At 67.9% G+C, this 16862-nt stretch carries 16 protein-coding genes; 11 read left to right on the top strand and 5 right to left on the bottom strand.

Going from position 1 to position 16862, the window contains the following annotated elements; all coding sequences use genetic code 11:
- Positions 1–66: 66 nt before the first annotated feature.
- Positions 67–573 carry a very short patch repair endonuclease gene (locus tag ACZ619_RS14620; RefSeq protein ID WP_469598519.1) on the top strand — a complete coding sequence of 169 codons (507 nt, stop codon included), beginning with the start codon at positions 67–69 and terminating at the stop codon, positions 571–573.
- On the opposite strand, the gene ACZ619_RS14615 is transcribed toward ACZ619_RS14620, so the two are convergent.
- Positions 563–1252: a hypothetical protein gene (locus tag ACZ619_RS14615; RefSeq protein ID WP_469598517.1), complete on the bottom strand. Its 690-nt coding sequence runs from the start codon at positions 1250–1252 to the stop codon at positions 563–565. The two genes, ACZ619_RS14620 and ACZ619_RS14615, sit on opposite strands and share 11 nt — an antisense overlap.
- A gap of 221 nt (positions 1253–1473) precedes the next feature.
- On the opposite strand from ACZ619_RS14615, the gene ACZ619_RS14610 reads away from it, so the two are divergent.
- The 3 genes from ACZ619_RS14610 (at position 1474) to ACZ619_RS14600 (ending at position 5470) form a co-directional block, all read left to right on the top strand.
- Positions 1474–2151, top strand: a complete 678-nt coding sequence (locus ACZ619_RS14610; protein ID WP_469598516.1) for a hypothetical protein — start codon at positions 1474–1476, stop codon at positions 2149–2151.
- A gap of 74 nt (positions 2152–2225) precedes the next feature.
- Positions 2226–3644, top strand: a complete 1419-nt coding sequence (locus ACZ619_RS14605; protein WP_469598514.1) for a ParB N-terminal domain-containing protein — start codon at positions 2226–2228, stop codon at positions 3642–3644.
- On the top strand, positions 3641–5470 hold the full coding sequence (locus ACZ619_RS14600; RefSeq protein ID WP_469598512.1) for a DEAD/DEAH box helicase: 1830 nt from the start codon (positions 3641–3643) through the stop codon (positions 5468–5470). Before ACZ619_RS14605 ends, ACZ619_RS14600 begins: the two co-directional genes overlap by 4 nt.
- Before the next feature lie 57 nt (positions 5471–5527).
- Here ACZ619_RS14600 and ACZ619_RS14595 read toward each other — a convergent pair whose 3' ends face one another.
- Both ACZ619_RS14595 and ACZ619_RS14590 read right to left on the bottom strand, forming a co-directional pair.
- Complete coding sequence (locus tag ACZ619_RS14595) at positions 5528–6658, bottom strand: DNA cytosine methyltransferase (RefSeq protein ID WP_469598510.1); 1131 nt, start codon at positions 6656–6658, stop codon at positions 5528–5530.
- A 352-nt stretch (positions 6659–7010) separates the two neighbouring features.
- A complete protein-coding gene (locus ACZ619_RS14590; protein ID WP_469598508.1) occupies positions 7011–7637 on the bottom strand; it encodes an ATP-binding protein in 627 nt (208 codons plus the stop codon).
- Between the two features lie 215 nt (positions 7638–7852).
- On the opposite strand from ACZ619_RS14590, the gene ACZ619_RS14585 reads away from it, so the two are divergent.
- From ACZ619_RS14585 to ACZ619_RS14565, 5 genes are all read left to right on the top strand, one after another.
- Positions 7853–8698 carry a helix-turn-helix domain-containing protein gene (locus ACZ619_RS14585; protein ID WP_469598506.1) on the top strand — a complete coding sequence of 282 codons (846 nt, stop codon included), beginning with the start codon at positions 7853–7855 and terminating at the stop codon, positions 8696–8698.
- Complete coding sequence (locus ACZ619_RS14580; RefSeq protein WP_469598504.1) at positions 8699–8896, top strand: DUF397 domain-containing protein; 198 nt, start codon at positions 8699–8701, stop codon at positions 8894–8896.
- Positions 8897–9094: 198 nt separating this feature from the next.
- Positions 9095–10720, top strand: coding sequence for a hypothetical protein (locus ACZ619_RS14575; RefSeq protein WP_469598502.1), 1626 nt, complete (start codon positions 9095–9097; stop codon positions 10718–10720).
- Entirely contained in the window at positions 10717–11244 is a 528-nt protein-coding gene (locus ACZ619_RS14570) for a hypothetical protein (protein ID WP_469598501.1), read from the top strand. Before ACZ619_RS14575 ends, ACZ619_RS14570 begins: the two co-directional genes overlap by 4 nt.
- Before the next feature lie 15 nt (positions 11245–11259).
- The gene (locus ACZ619_RS14565) at positions 11260–11772 is read left to right on the top strand and encodes a nucleoside deaminase (RefSeq protein ID WP_469598499.1); all 513 of its coding nucleotides are present in this window, start codon (positions 11260–11262) and stop codon (positions 11770–11772) included.
- 23 nt (positions 11773–11795) lie between these two features.
- Here ACZ619_RS14565 and ACZ619_RS14560 read toward each other — a convergent pair whose 3' ends face one another.
- The gene (locus ACZ619_RS14560; RefSeq protein ID WP_469598497.1) at positions 11796–12272 is read right to left on the bottom strand and encodes a DUF6924 domain-containing protein; all 477 of its coding nucleotides are present in this window, start codon (positions 12270–12272) and stop codon (positions 11796–11798) included.
- Between the two features lie 179 nt (positions 12273–12451).
- Here ACZ619_RS14560 and ACZ619_RS14555 point away from each other — a divergent pair, with 179 nt between their 5' ends.
- A complete protein-coding gene (locus tag ACZ619_RS14555) occupies positions 12452–14371 on the top strand; it encodes an N-acetylmuramoyl-L-alanine amidase (protein ID WP_469598495.1) in 1920 nt (639 codons plus the stop codon).
- Positions 14372–14536: 165 nt separating this feature from the next.
- On the opposite strand, the gene ACZ619_RS14550 is transcribed toward ACZ619_RS14555, so the two are convergent.
- A complete protein-coding gene (locus ACZ619_RS14550; RefSeq protein ID WP_469598493.1) occupies positions 14537–16303 on the bottom strand; it encodes an esterase in 1767 nt (588 codons plus the stop codon).
- A gap of 208 nt (positions 16304–16511) precedes the next feature.
- On the opposite strand from ACZ619_RS14550, the gene ACZ619_RS14545 reads away from it, so the two are divergent.
- A complete protein-coding gene (locus ACZ619_RS14545; protein WP_351322987.1) occupies positions 16512–16814 on the top strand; it encodes a hypothetical protein in 303 nt (100 codons plus the stop codon).
- Positions 16815–16862 lie beyond the last annotated feature (48 nt).

The raw sequence follows: 16862 nt of genomic DNA, 5'->3' as shown, positions 1-16862 counted from the left end.
GAGGCTCCCCTCTAGCGTACGGATAGCTGCTTCCAGCCCTGTCCGGCCGGCAACCACTCAGGACAGATGACTACTCCGACATCCGAACCAGATGAGCCGCAGGCCCCATGGACGCCTCCCGAGGGCTCTTGGGCCTCTTCCGCCGCGCGTCGCCGCAATATGCAGGCAATCCGAAGCCGCGACACCACGCCGGAGCGTCTCGTACGCCGGCTAGTGCACGCCCAAGGACTGCGGTACCGAGTGGCAGCTCGGCCGCTCTCAGATCTCCGCCGCACTGCCGACATGGTCTTCCGCCCTGTGAAGGTGGCCGTCTTCATAGACGGGTGTTACTGGCACGGCTGCCCCCAGCACTACGTCCCCCCGAAGACCAACCAGGGCTACTGGTCCGACAAGGTAGCCCGGAACATGGCCCGTGACCGCGATACGGACGAACGCCTGCGAGCGGCCGGCTGGCTCGTCCTGAGGTTCTGGGAACACGAACCGGCAGAGGAGTGCAGCGAGTCGATCTGTCAGACCGTGGTTTCCCTGCGTGCCTCCAGGAGCGACCGGAAACCGGAAGCGCCTACCGGGTGAGAGAGATCTCAAGCATGTGCCGGGCCATGGGGTTGTTGCCGAGCTGCATGAACTCGTACGCAATTGCGGCGAGTTCACGCTCATCCCGCCCGGACTGCGCATACTGGACGATGACTTCCGCCTCGGAGCGCAGCCCTCGGGCCCCGCACACGGTCACCGCATGCGCCACCTCTTCCGGGCTCGCGGTCATACCGAGGTGCCGCAGAACGCCGGCGACATCCTCACTTCTTCTGTTCTGCTTCATGGCCAGCAAAGCGACCACGGCGGGCCACCGCCCTTGCCCGTGTTGCCGGTCCCCCGCCGGTTGGGGGACCGGCAACACGGGCGAACCGCACTCGGCACAGAACGGCGCCGGCGGCTTGCATGCCTTCTCCCAGAGGGCTCTGAGCTCCTTCCAACCAATCGGCATGGGAAGCTGCTTCTCCCGTGCGATACCCTCCGCCAGGTAGTAGAGCGCCTGGACCACGCTCTCCTTCGGCTTGCTGATACGCCCGCTGAGCAGGTCAGAGAGGGCACTCGCCGAAGTGTCACAACCGCTGCTCCGCTGCTCCAGAGCTTCATGCGTCTGGCGGAACGACAGCTCGGTCAACAGCATCAGGCGTCGCAAGGCCGCCGCGAGAGCCTTCCTTTCATCCGGAATACCAGCCTCCAGCTCCCTGAAGCGGCCACGTCTCGGCACACCAGCTCCTTGAGCCTCATCGCGCGAAAAAGCATTCGGCAACAGTCTGCCTCCACCCTGCGCCAACTCGCGCCCCAGATATGTCCGGATACTCATCCGGACACACAGCCCCTTCCGCTCCAAGTGAGCTTCGAGTTGAGTGGGGTCTCACGGGCCGCCGCCAGGAACTCACTGCTCTGGCGTCCATCTGGACTGGCCACTCAGGCTCCGCGAGGTGACGAATGAGTGCAGCCTTGCCTTCATGGCAGGACAGCAAGCTGGGCACGATGAAGCGCGCCGCTCTCTGGCTCGTCCAGAGAGTCGGCGAAGGAAGAATTTTCACGAAATCAGAGTTGCGTGAGGCATTTCCGGATACAGCCCAGATCGACCGCCGGATGCGCGATCTCCGCGATTTCGGATGGAAGATCGACACCAATCGCGAGGACATCGAACTCGGCGCCAACGAGCAGCGCTTCGTTCAGCGCGGCGCACCTGTCTGGGAGCCCGGACGCGGCACCCGGCCCAGGAGCGCCATCACCGTGACCCAGCGCCGGGAACTGCTGGCCAAATACAACAACAAGTGCAGTTCGTGCGGCGCCACCCCCGGCGACAAGTACGCAGACTCCGAGGTCACGGCCCAGCTTGATGTCGCCAGACGCGAAGTACTGATGCCGGACGGCACCAAGGCTCTCCAGTACGTCATCGAGTGCAATCGCTGCCGTGTCGGTGGCATCGGTTCCACGTACGACGTGCCGACCCTGCTCTCTGAAGCCGGAAGGCTGCCCGCGCTCGAACTCGACATCCTGAAATCGTGGATCAAGCAGGACGCCCGGACGTTCAGCGCGGCTGAGGAGCTCTGGGCGAAGTACCGCGCGCTGCCGACCGAGGCGCGAGAGGCTTTTCTTGACGGCCTGAACTGAGCGGGCAAGCGCCACGCTTGACGCGCTTGCCGTCATCGGTTTACACAGCTCATTCCAGTTTACGAGAGGTATCCATGCCGACGGATTTCGGTGTCCCCCCGATCGCGGAGGAGAACCGTGCCCAGGTCGAACAACGACTTCAGGACGCACGTGAAGGTGAGTCCGTACCCGAGACTCTCCGGGTGGAGTTCCGGGGCCGCCCCATCCACGTGGAAGTCATCGACATGCCAGTGGACCGGCTTTTCTACAATCCCGGGACGCACAGGGTCAGCGCACAGCGTGCCTACGACCGGGCACAGGAAGAAGAACTGCAAAAGGACTGCTGGTCTGAGGCCGGCCAGCGCTACCTCCACCACCTTCTGATGGCGAAGCCGGCCAACCCGCACCAGCCCGACCCAGACTTCGGCAAGCTGATGGACAGCCTCCGCGAGCACCAGCAGAACGAGCCTGGCCTCATCTCGCGTGAGGGTGTCCTCGTCAACGGCAACACGCGCCGAGCCGCTCTCAAGGAACTGGGTGTCCTGTCCATCCGCGTGGGTGTCCTGCCGGCCAGCTGCACCTGGGATGACATCAGATCTGTCGAACTGTCCCTGCAGCTCAGGCCAGACCGCAGGCGAGAGTACTCCTACGTCAACCGGCTCATGGCGATCGAGGAACAGACCAGGCTGGGGGTGCCGTTTTCCGCCATCTCCAAGCTGTTCCACACCACTACTCCGGCGTTGGAGCGGGACACCTGGGTTCTCGGTCAGTTGCGTGACCTGGTCAAGCGAAGCGAGCACGGGCAGATCGCGTTGCGTCTCATGGACTTCGAGGACGCCCAGGAAAGTTTCGCCGAGCTGTACCGGGCCTACATCAAGGAAAAGGCCAAGGGGAAGGAGAAGGCCGACACGCTTCTTGAATACCGGCTCGCGGCTATCGTCCTCGATTTCGCCAAGACGGACATCCGGGCCATCCGGACCGACTTCCGCGACAAGTACCTGGATCACCGTCTCACTGAGGAGGTACGGACGGCGCCGTCCGAAGCGCCCAGGGCGGTATCGATTCCTGGCCTCAACCGCGTTGTTCCAGCGCCGAGTTCAGAGACGGCCAAGGCCCGCGCCCTCACTGACGCACTCCTCAAGGCCAAAGCCACTCAGAAGTCCGGGACCGCTGCGACTGCCGAGGAGACCAACGCGGCCAACCACTCCGTGTCCCTGCTGAAGGAAGCCTTCGACGATTCGATCCAGGCCGCTCAGAAGGTCATCCGTGAGCAGAAGAAGCGGCTCGCCGCGCCCGACCGGGTCATTGCAGCGGTCGACAGCCTGCAGCAGTGCGTCACGGACCTGGTGATGGCACGCGGTAACAACAGCCTGGACGAGGGTGCCTTCGACGATGCGCTGGTCTCACTCAAGCAGGCGCTGACCAAGGTATCGGCTGAGGCCTCTCGGAGCATCCCACTGCCAGGCGAGGGCCTGGTGTGGCTCCGTGAAGCGGCAGGAAGCAGCCAGCAGTGACCCATCCTGATACCCCGTCCCTCCGTATCGCCTTCGATATTACGAGGACGCGAGCGGTACTCCGCGCCCGTCCGGGGCTCGAAGCGGACTTCGGACTGCTGGCCACCCGGGTGACTCCTGGTGGCCAGCGGGGCCCGCTGACCTCAGATGCCGATCTGGACAGTTTCCTGTCTTCCATCAGCGACCTGGCGGAGTGGCCGCACGACGACGTCGAATGGGAACCCGAGCTTGCCAGCCTGGTCACAGGCGTTCTAGACGACTCCGAGACCGTCGAAGCACGGCTCAGCTCTTCGTCAGCCGGCGCCCCGCAGGCACCTCCCGTGCTTGAGGATGTGCACTCGCTGCTGGGAGCGGACTGGCAAGCGGATCTCACCGCGTTCCAGCTCCGGGACATCGGGGAGCTGCTGTCCCTGGGCCATGGCGCGAACTTCAGCGTGCCGGGAGCCGGCAAGACCCGCACGGCACTGGCTGTGTTCAGTGCCCTGCGGGAGCGGGGAGAGGTCTGTCGGCTTCTCGTCGTCTGCCCCAAATCCGCCTATGAAGCATGGGAATTCGAAGCGGATATCTGCTTCAAGGAGCCTTTGCTGACGTCTGTCATGGACAACGGTCGCCTTGTCTCCGAAGCTGATGTCGTTCTCGTCAATTACGAGCGTCTGGCCGGCTCGGTGAACCAGTTGTCGGAGTGGCTGCGCACGGTCCCGGCAATGCTGGTACTGGACGAGGCGCACCGCATGAAACTCGGGGCCCGCGGCACGTACGGCGCCGCATGCCTCGCCTTGGGACCGCTAGCCCAACGACGTCTCATTCTCACCGGAACGCCTGCCCCTAACGGGGCCCGCGACCTGGAAAGCCTCCTGTCGTTCGTCTGGCCTGGACGCGGCAAGCAACTCGTCGTCCAGGCGGTCAGCGGTGGTGACCTCGCCCACGCGAGCAAGGTGCTGCGTCCGCTGTTCACGCGGACAACGAAGAAGGAACTGGGTCTGCCTCCCTTTGAGCCGGTGGTCCGCTACGTAGAACTCCCCGCGCTGCATCGCGAGTTGTACGAAGCGATCAAGGGAGCCCCGACGTCACGCCGTGGCGACCTGGCCTCTCTTGGCAAGGCAGCCATGCGCTTGCTGATGGCGGCGATCAGTCCGGCTCTGCTCGCTCCCAGCGACGACCCGTATGACCCGCTTGTCTTTCAGCTGCCGTCGGCTGAACCCGCAGCCCAGGACACGCTCCACACTCTGCTGCATCGGCTTCCTCAGCACGAGCTCTCACCGAAGTACGCGGAAACCGTGCGCATCGTGGCCCAGAACGCACGGGCTGGCCGCAAGACCTTGGTATGGACCAGCTTCATCCGCAGCCAAAGGACACTTGAGCAGCTCCTGGCCCCGCACGCCCCGGCTTCCGTTTACGGCGCCACGCCGGGCGCGGACCGGGAAGCTGAGCTCCGCCGCTTCCGGGAGGACCCTTCGTGCATGGTCCTGATCTCCAATGCCGCGACTCTCGGAGAGGGCATCAGCCTCCACCAGGTCTGTCACGACGCGGTGTATGTGGACCGTGATTACATGGCCGGGCGCTTCCTCCAGAGCCTGGACCGCATCCACCGGCTGGGGCTGCCGCCGGGCACCGATACACGCGTCACCGTACTCGCCGCCCGGGGCACGATCGATGAACTCGTCGCGTTCAGTCTGGAAAAGAAGCTGGCATTCCTGGGAAGCGTGCTTGACGACCCTGCCGTGCGGCAGCTCGGCGATCTTCAGGAGGAAGAGACCACGGAGCTGGGGATGGACGCCGATGACATCCATGCCCTTCTCGCACATCTGGGCAGCCCGGTCTCGTGACGGACGGGTGGCGGGCGGCGACGCCCTGGAGCCGCGCCACCCGTCACCCGCTCACCGTCACCGGCCCGCGTCACGCCGTCGGTCGGCGTTGAGCACCTCGATGATCGACTCGCCCACCGCCCGCGCGACAGGCGGCGGAAACGCGTTCCCGACCTGCCGGTACTGGGCGGTCTTCCTGCCGCTGAACTTCCACTTCTCTGGAAATCCCTGGATGATCGCGGCCTGCGGAACCGTGAGCATCGGGCCGTCGGCACCGAACAGATCCCTCTCCTCAGTACCAGTCGGCTTTCCGTCGGCAGGCGCGTTCGCCACGCCCATGCCCGAGACTCCCAGTGCTCGCCACGCCTTCTTGGCCCGGCTGGGACCGAGATCCGCTCCTCCGTGCTTCTTGGAGCCGCCTACGAGAGTGGGAGCCACGTCCTTGGCCGCGTCGCGCTTCCAGCTGTCGAACATCTCCTGCGCCCGAGCGGCCTGGGCTCCTCCCTCAAACGGCTCGATGCGCGCCTTCATCGTCTTCTTGAGCGCGTCATAAACCGTGACCCGTCGGGCACTGGGAGTGGGAGCCTCGTACTTCAGGTCCTTGAGCACGTCCCTCCGGAACGCGACCAGGATAGAGCGGGGCCTGAGCTGCGGTACGCCGAACTTCTCCGCTTCGTAGACCTTCCACGCCACAACCTCATAACCGGGCAGCCCGTCCTCGCTTGGCTCCATCTCCTCAAGACTCGCCTGGATACGGGACCGGTAGTCATCGAACTTGGCGTCCATAAGGCCGCGAACGTTCTCGATCATCACCGCCCGGGGCCGGACGTGCTCCGCCAGCTCCAGGATGCGTGGAAAGAGGTCGCGCTCGTCGTCCTCACCGAGCTGTTTGCCCGCATGGGAAAACGGCGGGCACGGAACGCCGCCGGCCAGCAGATCGACCTCACCGGTGCGGTACAGGCCAGCGCTCTTCACCAGGTCGCGCTCGGGGTTGAACTCCAGGACGTCTTTGCAGAGCACGTCGCAGTTGTCGCGCTCCCACTCCCACTCCGGGTGCTCTTTGATGTTCTGCTCAAGTGTCGCAGCGGCGTGCTTGTCGATCTCGACGAGGACAAGGTGCCTGAAACCAGCCAAGTGCAGTCCGATCGCCTGCCCGCCAGCGCCGGCGCAGATCTCGATCGACGTGTAACCCCGGTCAGTCCCGGTCATGGCCCCTCCTCTTGCACGTATTCCACTGACGCCTCGCACAACAGCCATCACAGAGGGTGACATGACCCACTGACATTGAGACTCGACACGGCGGCACACACTAGTGTGCGGCATCCCCCGCCCCACCTTAGTCACCAACAGCTGACAATTTCGAATGCCAGTACGATTTACGACGAACCGGAATGCGGCCGCATCAAGGCCCACCACAAGGCGCCTCCCCACGCATCCGCGGCACTGGAGGCCCGGGCGGCGGATCTTGCCCTCTCGTGCGCGAACTGCAACCGCATGCGCCGCAGCAGCCTCCACGGAGCCCCCCAGGAGCAGTTGCGGAAGTCCGGCTGGGCGGCGGCCGCTAAGCCGCACACACGTCCGCCTCATAGTGCATCTGAGCCCGGTCAAGAACATCGTCCGGGTCATAACCGCAGGCGGCGGACCAGTGGAGCAGGTCGGCGATCAATGCGATAGCAGACTCCTCTAAACCGGCTTTCCGCACCTTCCCCTCACGGTCGGCGCGACCAGCCTGATAGCTCTCCAGCGTCCCGACCGCCCGCTCAATTCGGCGGCAGTCGCTCCCCGCACCGAGCTGAATCTCGCACCACACCGCCTTGCCGACCGCGGTCAGGACCGTTCCCCAGTCCGCCGCGAAGGTCGCGAGGAGGTGCAAACCCCGGCCACACTCCTCCTCACACGACTCTGACCTGAGGACCGGAACCGTGCGGCTTTTGTCATGAACCTCCACCCGCAGCCGTTCGCCGGCCCATTCGAGGATCAGGGTCGCCGACGCGCCTTCGCCGACGTGCTTGAGAACGTTCGTCGCCAGCTCAGCCACCAGCAGCTCGGCCTCATCGGCAACTGCGGGCAGACCCCAGCCGCCAAGCTGCTGCACTGCCGCTCTCCGCAGCAAGCGCACCTCCGCCGGCGCCGCCTCGAACGGCAGCACACAGCGGAGTCGGGGCTCGGGCGCCTCGTAAGCAGACATGTCAGCTCCTCACTCCCAGCCACGCACACACCCGCACGCGTCGTATCCGCACGACTGCATCGCGTAGCGACCTGTAAGCGAGGATGACACAGAGAAATCTCTCTATGTAACTTCTCACGGGACTCCATCGAGTGAATCTGTTGGTCAGTCAGTTCTCCGCTGCCTAGCCTGAGGGCGGTCACCGGGCCATACCCGGATGCGGACGAAGGAGTCGTATGGCCGAGCGGACCACTACCCGACGTCGTCAACTTGGCTCGATGATGCGCAAGTTGCGGGCTCGCAGAGGGCTGACGCTTGAGGAGGCGGGAGGGCTCGTCGGTGTCTCCAAGGCCACCGTCAGCCGGTACGAGACACAGGCGGGGCCGGTGAGGTGGATTGTCGTGGACGCCCTGTGCCGGGAGTACGGGGCAACGGAGGCCGAGCGGCGGGCCGTTGTCGGACTGGCCAAAGACGCCAAGCAGCAGGGCTGGTGGAGTTCCTTCGCCGACTCCATTCCGGAGAGCATGAACCTCCTGCTGACGCTGGAGGACGAAGCGGTGAGTGAGAGCCACTTCTCCTGTGTCTACGTCCCTGGTCTTCTGCAGACCCGCGCGTACAGCACGGCACTCCAGAAGGCCAACGAAGTCCCTCTGGAGCCAGCGGAGATCGAGCGGCTCGTCGACATCCGTCTGAAGCGGCAGGAGATCCTTGGCCGGGCCAGGCCACTGCGGCTCTGGGCGATTCTCGATGAGTCCGTGATCCGCCGGGTGGTCGGGTCCCCTGCCGTCATGAAGGAACAACTGGACCGGCTGCTCGAAGCGAACGAGTCACCCCACATCACGCTTCAGGTGCTCCCCTTCTCCAAGGGCGCCCACGCCGCCGCTCTCGGCAGCTTCGTCATCATCGGAGGGACCGAGCCTGCTCTCGACGTGGTGTACGTCGACTTCCACACCGGCTCGCTCCTTCTTGAGAAGGACGAGGAACTTGACCGGTACAGACTTGCGTTCGAGTACCTTCGCGCCCAAGCGTTGGACATGGAGGCTTCCTCGTCTCTGATCGAACGCGCCCGCAAGGAGCTGTGAATGCCTGTGCCCGGTGGATCCGCTGAAGAGCCCAGATGGTTCAAGTCCTCGTACAGCGGAGGAAACGCAACGGAGTGCCTTGAGGCCGCGTTCGCCCGCGCGGAAGTCCTGATACGTGACTCCAAACGGCCCGCTGGTCCTCGCCTGAGCATCTCGGCGGAGATCTGGAGCAGATTCGTGGCCGACGTCCTGGAGTGAACGGCTGGCGGATCCGCGCGGTTTCCGTCCGTCGTCGCGGTTGGCAACTGCCGTTCTCCCTGCGAGAGTTGAGCCGTCAGCTGCGGCTCGGGGGAACGAGTGGGCGTGGGGCAGAGGCGTCGGCGGGTCGTGTTGTGCGTGTGTGCCGGCGTGCTCGCGGGGCTCGCCGCCGGGTGGCCGCGCGATGCCGATGACGTCGTGGCGGCGACCCAGTTCAGCATCGCGTTCTTCGCCACGCTGCTGACCGGCGAGGCCGTGATCTTCGCCCTGACGTTCTCGGCGGCGAGTTCGTGGCCCTCGCTCGGGGCGATAGACGGCCACATCGCCTTCCGGGAGTGGGTGCTCGTCGGATGGTTCGCCGCGTTGTTCACCGGGTGCGGGCTGTTGTGGGACAGCCCGGTCAGCGCGACGTACGGCGCGCTGCTGTTCCTGTTGGCCAATGTCTTCGGGATCTTCTCGTTCGTTCAGCTCTTCGGGCTGGCCGGTGCCAAAGGGCGCAACCGGCTGCTGTGCCGGACGCTGGCCCAGGCTCTCGGGGAGGTAAGGGGCGGACCGTCACAGCGGGACTTCGAGGACGGTCCGGTCGTCAACGCCTACCTCAGCGCGATCAGCCAGGCCGTCACCAGCAACGACCCGACCGCCGTCCGGCACCTGGTGGAGCAGCTGGCCGATGCAGAGGTGGGCGGCGAGGCGGCCGGGAACGCGATCGCGCTGCACATCGACGTCCTGCACCGGCTCGCCCGCGCCGCCCTCGTCAGCGGGGCCGACCCGATCCAGGTCACCGCTTGCGCCCACACGCTGGTCGATTCCGTCGTCCGGCTGTGCCGGCGGATGCCCGACCCGGCCTCGCCTCTCGGTGCCCTCAGCCGGTACCTGGCCTGGCTGGCCGAGACCGCGCTGCTGATGTCGGTGCGGGGCGTCGCGTCCAACCGGTCCGCCCGTGAGCTGGTCGCGCTGAGCACCGACGCCCGGTCGAGGATCCTGCGGTGTGTGGACCCGGACCCGAAGACGGCAAGCGGCCCGGACGAGATCGGCACCCTGCTGCCCGAGCCTGCGCAGGTCCTGCTGTGGAGCGCGGACTTCACCGAGTTCCACGGTGCGCACCAGGCCGGGGCCCTGTACGGCGTGTACGAGATTCTCACCGGCACGAAGTTCATCGGGAACTACTGGGACGGGGCGTCCATTCTCACGCGGCTGCGTACGGCGCTGTTCGCGGGCGCCGAGGCCGTGCGCACTCCGGCCGCGGACGCGTCGCGGGCGGCTTTCGGGGACGTAGCGGAGTACGACCACTTCTGGGCCCTGGCGTCGGTGACCGCGCTCGCCACCCTGCGGGACTGCCGGGTCGCGCACCCTCCGGAGTTCGTGCGGCCCGAGTTCACCCCCGATCACCAGTTGCTGGGCGCGTACCTGCGGACGTTCGCCACACACCGGTACTTCGGCACCGCCGAGGAGGGGCGTACCGCGCTGCTCCGGCTGCTCTCCCGTACCGCCGCGGCCGGGTCGGTGAGCGAGCGGGTGCACCACGTGCGGGCCGGCCGCGCGTTCCGGGTGCCCGCCCCGCACGTGGAGCCGCAGCTCCGGCCCGCCGCGGTGATCCTCGCCATCGCGTGCAGGCTGGCTCCGCTCGCGCCCGGCGGAGGCGACGCGGAACTGCGCCGCTTCCTCGCCCTGCTTCCCTCGGTGAGCCTGCGCATCACCGCCGCTCTGGCCGCCCGGATCCTGCCCGGCGCCGCCGCGGTCGCGGAGACGGATCCAGCCGAGGCGGTCGTCGTGGGCCTGAGGGTCCTGACCCTGGTCGGGTCGCGCACCGGGGAGGGAACATGACGGATCCGGGTCTGGACCTGGACGGCTGGCACGCACGGCTCGCCGCGCTGGAATCGGAGACGGTGACGGCCGCCGTCGTCGTACAGTGCGATCCGATGTGGTTGCGGCCAGGCCTCCTCGGCCTCCGCAACGAGACCGACCAGGCGGTCATGCAGGCCCAGTTACGGCGCGGGACCGGCCTCACCGTCGACCGCGTGGTCCTGCACAGCCTGCCCGTCGAGTTCGCCGCGGACGCCCGCGTGTTCGAGGAGTGGCAGCTCCGGATGGCGGCCACCACGCTGCTGCTCTGCGGGGACGGCCGGACGGCACCCAGGATCCACCGGCTCATCCTGGGCGGCGACCGGGCGTCCGCGCCCATTCCGGATATGGTCGAAGTGCTGGACAACGGCGACTGGACCGACCACCTGCGGGCCGGACCGGCGCTGGACATCATCCATACGGTCGGCGCCACCACGCCCCTCACGGGCTACGACATGGACCTGGACGGCCCCTTCGGCGACGCCGATCCCTCCATCCACATGTGAAGACTTGGAGAACCGGTGCCCCTCTCCCCCGAGATCCCCGCAGACCACGCCTTTCTCGCCCAGGCCGTCGACCTGTCCCGCCACGCTCTGGAGGATGAGGGCAAGACCCCGTTCGGTGCCCTGGTCGTCATCGACGGGGAGGTCGTGGCCACCGGCACCAGTTCGGTCATCGAACTCCGGGACCCGACCGCGCACGCCGAGGTCATGGCACTGCGCGCGGCCGGGGAAAGGCTCGGCCGCCATCTCATGGAGGAGGCGGTGATGTACTCCAGCAGCGAGCCGTGCCCCATGTGTCTGGTCGCCTGCTACTGGGCCCGCGTCTCGCGTCTCGTCTACGCCGCCACCAGTCACGACGTCGCGGTCAACGGCTTCGAGGATCTCCAGTACTACCGTGAACTCGCCGTCCCCAACGCGGAGCGCGGGCTGCTTACGGAGACCGCGGTGGGCGGGGAATCCCGCCGGATCGCCGTGACTGCTCTGGCCAGTTGGGCGGAGAAGCTGCCGTTTCCAGTGGAGCCCAAGGACTGAGGCCGTGCGGTGAGCGGTGGCCGTCAAGCCGACCGGTAGACGCCCTCGTCGTCGTCCTGGGCCCATTCCGCGTATTCCTCGAAGCCGAGGTTGCCGATGCTCAGGTTGGCGTGGACGTCGTGGACGCCGGGTGGTGTGGTGCGGAACTCGGTGCCGAACTCGATGAGTTGCTCGTAGTCCTCGTCGTCCTCGCACTCCTCCCGGGTGAGGGTGGTGACCGCGAGCAAGGGGTGGTCCGCGGAGGTCATGGTCGTGCGGTCGGCCAGGAACACCACCGAGAGGTCCTCGTCGACGGAGACCACGGGGAGTATCTCGTCGACGGCCGCGTCCGCCCAGGCCGGGTCGTCGACGAAGTGGACGTGGGCCTCGTACGCGCCGTCCCCCCAGGGCGCCGTCAGCGCTGCCGTCACGTCCTGCCAGGCGCGGTCGTCCTCGTAGTCGGTCCGGACGACCAGGGCGTCGAACTCCTTGCGGCCGGTGACGGCGGGCAGCGTTCTCATGGTGCTCTTCTCTTCGGCTGGGGATTGGGGGGATTGGTCTGACGGTGGTGCGCCGACTGTCTCATGGCGGTCGGACAGGACGGGGGCGCGGGGCGCACGGGACGCCGTCGGGGTGCGCAAGTCAGCTATATGCAGGATGAGTTGACGTGTGTTCGGCCCGGGGGAATCATCCACTGCTCATGACCACTAGCAAATCCAGACGCGCCGACGCGTCGAGGCGTCGGCGTCCGGTCCTGATGACCGTCGTCGCCGCGCTCGCCGTCACGGGTGGGGCGGCCGTGCCGGGACCGGCGCTGGCCGCGGACGCGGCGGATCCCACGCTGCAGCAGGAGTTCACGGCCGCCGCCGACGCGTACCACGTGCCGCGGCAGGTGCTGCTGGCCGTGGCCTACCAGGAGTCGGCCTGGGACACGCACGTCGGGCAGCACAGCACGGACGGCGGCTACGGGCCGATGCACCTGACGGACGTCACCCCGGCCATGATGGCCGGCGGCGACGCGGGCGCGGCCGGGCGCGGGGAACTGGCGCGGCTCGCCGCCGATCCGGCCCTGCACACCCTTCAGGCCGCCGCGAAGCTGACCGGCCTGTCGGCCGAGGAGCTGCGCACCGACCCGGGCGCCAACATCCGCGGCGGCGCGGCGCTGCTCGCCTCGTACCAGAAGGCGGTGACCGGGGCCGGCGGAGAGGAGGCGGCGGACCCCGGCAACTGGTACGGGGCGGTGGCCCGTTACAGCCAGTCCGGCGTGCGGCAGGGTGCCTCGGCCTTCGCCGACCGGGTGTTCGCCACGGTCGAGAAGGGCGCCGGCCGCACCACGGCCGAGGGCGAGCACGTGCGTCTGGCGGCCGACAGCGATGTCACCCCGGCCACCGGCCAGTTGGCCGCCCTGGACCTGGCGTCCGCGGCGACCACGGACACCGAGTGCCCGACGACCGTCGCCTGCACGTTCGTTCCGGCGGCCGCGTCCAACGGGCAGGTCGCCGACCGCCCCGCCGACGGCATCCGGATCGACTCCATCGTCATCCACGACACCGAGACGTCGTACGACGCCGCCGTCTCCCTCTTCCAGCAGGCGGGCGGCTCCGCCGCGCACTACGTCATGCGGTCCTCCGACGGCGCGGTGACGCAGATGGTGCCCACGAAGGACCTGGCCTTCCACGCGGGCAACTACTCCACCAACATGCACTCGATCGGCATCGAGCACGAGGGGTACGCCGCGCACGGTGCCACCTGGTACACCAAGGCGCAGTACGAGGCCACGGCCGAGTTGGTCGAGTACCTCGCCGACCGATTCGGCATACCGCTGGACCGGCAGCACATCATCGGGCACGACAACGTCGCCGGGCCGAAGTCGTCGCTGGTCTCCGGCATGCACTGGGACCCGGGGCCGTCCTGGGACTGGAACCGGTTCATGAGCCTGCTCGGGGAGCGCACCGGGCGGCACGGCGTCGGTCCCGTCGGCTCGGTGGTCACCATCGCGCCGCGCTTCGACGGGAACACGCAGACCGTGCAGATCTGCCCGTCCGACGACCCGACCGGCGCCACCACCGAGTGCACCGAGACGCGGCAGCCGTCCGACTTCGTCTACCTGCGCACCGAACCGAGCGACACGGCGCCCCTCTTCGGGGACCAGGCGCTGCACCCGGGCGCGGCCGGCACCGACCGGATCAACGACTGGGGCAGCACCGCGGCGGCCGGACAGCAGTTCGTGGTCGCGGGACAGGACGGGGACTGGACCGCCGTCTGGTACGGCGGTTCGAAGGTGTGGTTCCACAACCCGCACGGCTGCAACACCGCGCCCGCCCACGGGGTGAAGGTGATCGCTGCGGCCGGTGACTCCCCGGTGGCGGTGTACGGCTCCAGCTACCCGGACGCCGCCGAGTACCCCGCGGGCCTGTCGCCCTCGACGCAGGCCCCGCTGAGCATGTACACCGTCCCGGCCGGCCAGGCCTACGTGGCCACGGTGGCGCCGTCCCTCACGGACGACTTCTTCCCCTCCAGCGGCACGGTCGTCACCGGCGGCAAGGCGATGTACACCATCCAGTACAACCACCGGGTCGCCCTGGTGTACGCCTCGGACGTCACCGCCACGGACGGCTGACGGACTGCCGACGACTGACGGACTGCCGACGGACGGCTGGCGGCTGGCGGCTGGCGGCTGGCGGCTGGCGGCAAGGCGGTGTGGCTCCCCGGTCGTGCGCCGGGGAGCCACGAACGTCCGGCGGCGCCCGTCACGGCCGCGCGCCCGGGCCGTCGGGGCCGGTGGTCACCGTCCGGAGACGGAGGCCACCCAGGCGATGAAGTTCGCCGTCGAGTCGCCGGTGCGCTCGGCCTGCGTGTGGCCCTGGGCCCACACGGTGGCGAAGTCGACGTCACGGATGCCGTAGTTCCGCAGCGCCAGCGCGATGTTGATCTCGGTCGTGTTGGCGGTGTCGCCCTGCATGATGCCGGTGCGGATGCGCCAGTGGCGGGCGGGCTGCGAGCGGCGGTAGCCGTCGAAGGCGGGCGAGAGGAAGTACAGCGGGTTGTACGCGTCGGCCCGCCAGGCCATGTCCTTGCCGACGCTGTCCTTCTTCGCGAAGTCGCTGTCGTACGCGGCGGAGCCGTAGCCGGAGTCCCAGTCCGCGTACGTGGCGTACGTCGACTCGTTCGCCTTGACGACGTCACGGGTGAGCGGCGCGAAGTGGGCCGGGGCGTCGAGCCCCATGGCGAAGACGCCGTTCTCGGTCTGCCCGCGGGAGTACCCGTCGAACGCGCCGACCGGCTTGTTCGCGTTCTTCTGGCTCCTGGCGAAGCCCTCCAGGCCGGACACCGTGGCGGTGTTGGTGGTGGCGTCGTAGGTGACCCAGGTGCTGTCGGTGTTGAGGTAGGCGATGTAGTCGGCGACCGTCTCGTAGGTGGTCGAGGACCCGGTGGAGCCCGATCCGGGCGGGCCGCCCATCGTGGTGATGGTGTACGGGAAGGTGTTGTCCGACAGGAAGTGGTTCAGCGAGGTGGTGATCACCTCGATGAGGTGGTCGTGGTAACTGCCCGCCAGGTACACGCCGTCGGCGGACTCGGTCAGCTTCAGGCTCCTGCCCCGCTCGTCGCGCAGGCCCAGGCGGTTGAGGTACCTGGGCCAGGCCTTCGCGAGGTCCGCCGAGTAGGCGCTGGTCCAGGTGCCCGACGCGCGGGTGCCGGTCGAGGCGAACTGGCCCATGTTCCACTCGTAGGAGAGGTTGGCCTCGTGCAGGCTGGTGATCGGGCACCAGGCCATGACCCCGGCGACCGCGTCGCTGAGGGGGCGGCCCTCGGCGTCCTCGAAGGCCGCGCCGATCGTGCGCAGGTAGGGGTGGTAGAGGGCGCTGTCGCCGGACGCGCCGGCCACCGTGTCCTGGGCGCCGCCGCCGCTCATGCCGAACAGGAAGACGTCGTCGGTGCTGCCGGGCAGGACGGCGCGGTTGTAGCGCAGGAAGCGGACCGCGGCCTTGAGGTCGGTCACGCCCCAGGGCGCCGCGTCGGAGCGGGTGCTGGTCGAGGAGTCCCGGCCGCGCAGGCCCGGCCACACGTAGACGAGGCCGGCCTCCAGGTACTGCGACACGCTGTCGTAGCTGTAGGACGTGGCCGGCTTCTGGCCCGCGTAGCCGGGGGTGTTGACCGGGACGACGATCGGCGCGGTGCGTCCCGAGTAGCCGCCGACGGTGCCCTTGGGGTCGACCGTCGCGGTGTAGGTGGTTCCGTCGCTGTTCGCGGTGGCCTTCAGATAGGCGCCAGGTACGTAGACCGACAGGTGCTCGTAGTCCGTCGCGGCCGGGTCGGCCACGTACATCTTGCCGATCTGGTAGTACACGTCGTTGGTCGCGTCGTACGACCAGGCGGTGGAGTCGAACTCCAGCGAGTACGCGGAGGACGTGCTCGCCGGGCTGCCCGACGAACCGCCCGACGACGAGGTGCCGGCGAAGGCCGTGCCCGCCGTGCCCGCCGCGCTCTCGGCGACCGTGAACACGGCTACGGCGGTGGCGCCCCGGATTACGGTTCTGCGGTTGATCTCCACTCGTAGACCTCCTTGTGCAGCGGGTGACGTGGCTCGTTCGCGTCCCAGACTGTAGGCAAGGAGACCCAGGATTGTTAACAATTTCGATGATAATTTTGTTAGAAGCATTCCGGGGCGCGGTTCGGGGAGGCCGCGGGCGCCGCGCTAGCCTCGGGAGATCCAGACAGGACGCAGGCAGGGCGCAGGCAGGACACAAGGAGGCGCGGGCATGGCCAGGGTTCCCGGTTCGGTGATCGCGGCGGGCGGGCTCGTCGGAGGGTACGGCGTGGCCCGGTGGACGAAGAAGCGGCCGCTGGGCGGGGCGGTGCTGGCCGTCGCCGGGGCCGCGGCCGCGCAGCAGTGGCGGCAGCGGGCGGGCGGGAAGGCGGCGGGGGCGCTGACCGTCGCGTACGTCGCCGCCTTCGCCGGGTCGCACCCGCTGGCGAAGAAGGTCGGCGCCTGGCCGTCGGTGTTCGGGGTCGCGGGCGCGGTGGCACTGGCGTCCTGGGCCGTCGCCGACCGCCGCGGCTGACCCGCCCGGACGACCACTGCGCCGACCCACCCGGGCAACCGCCGCAGC

The organism is Streptomyces sp. NPDC104367, from assembly GCF_055583825.1.
Note: the sequence above shows the minus strand (reverse complement) of the source record. Positions and strands in the feature narration are given on the sequence as shown.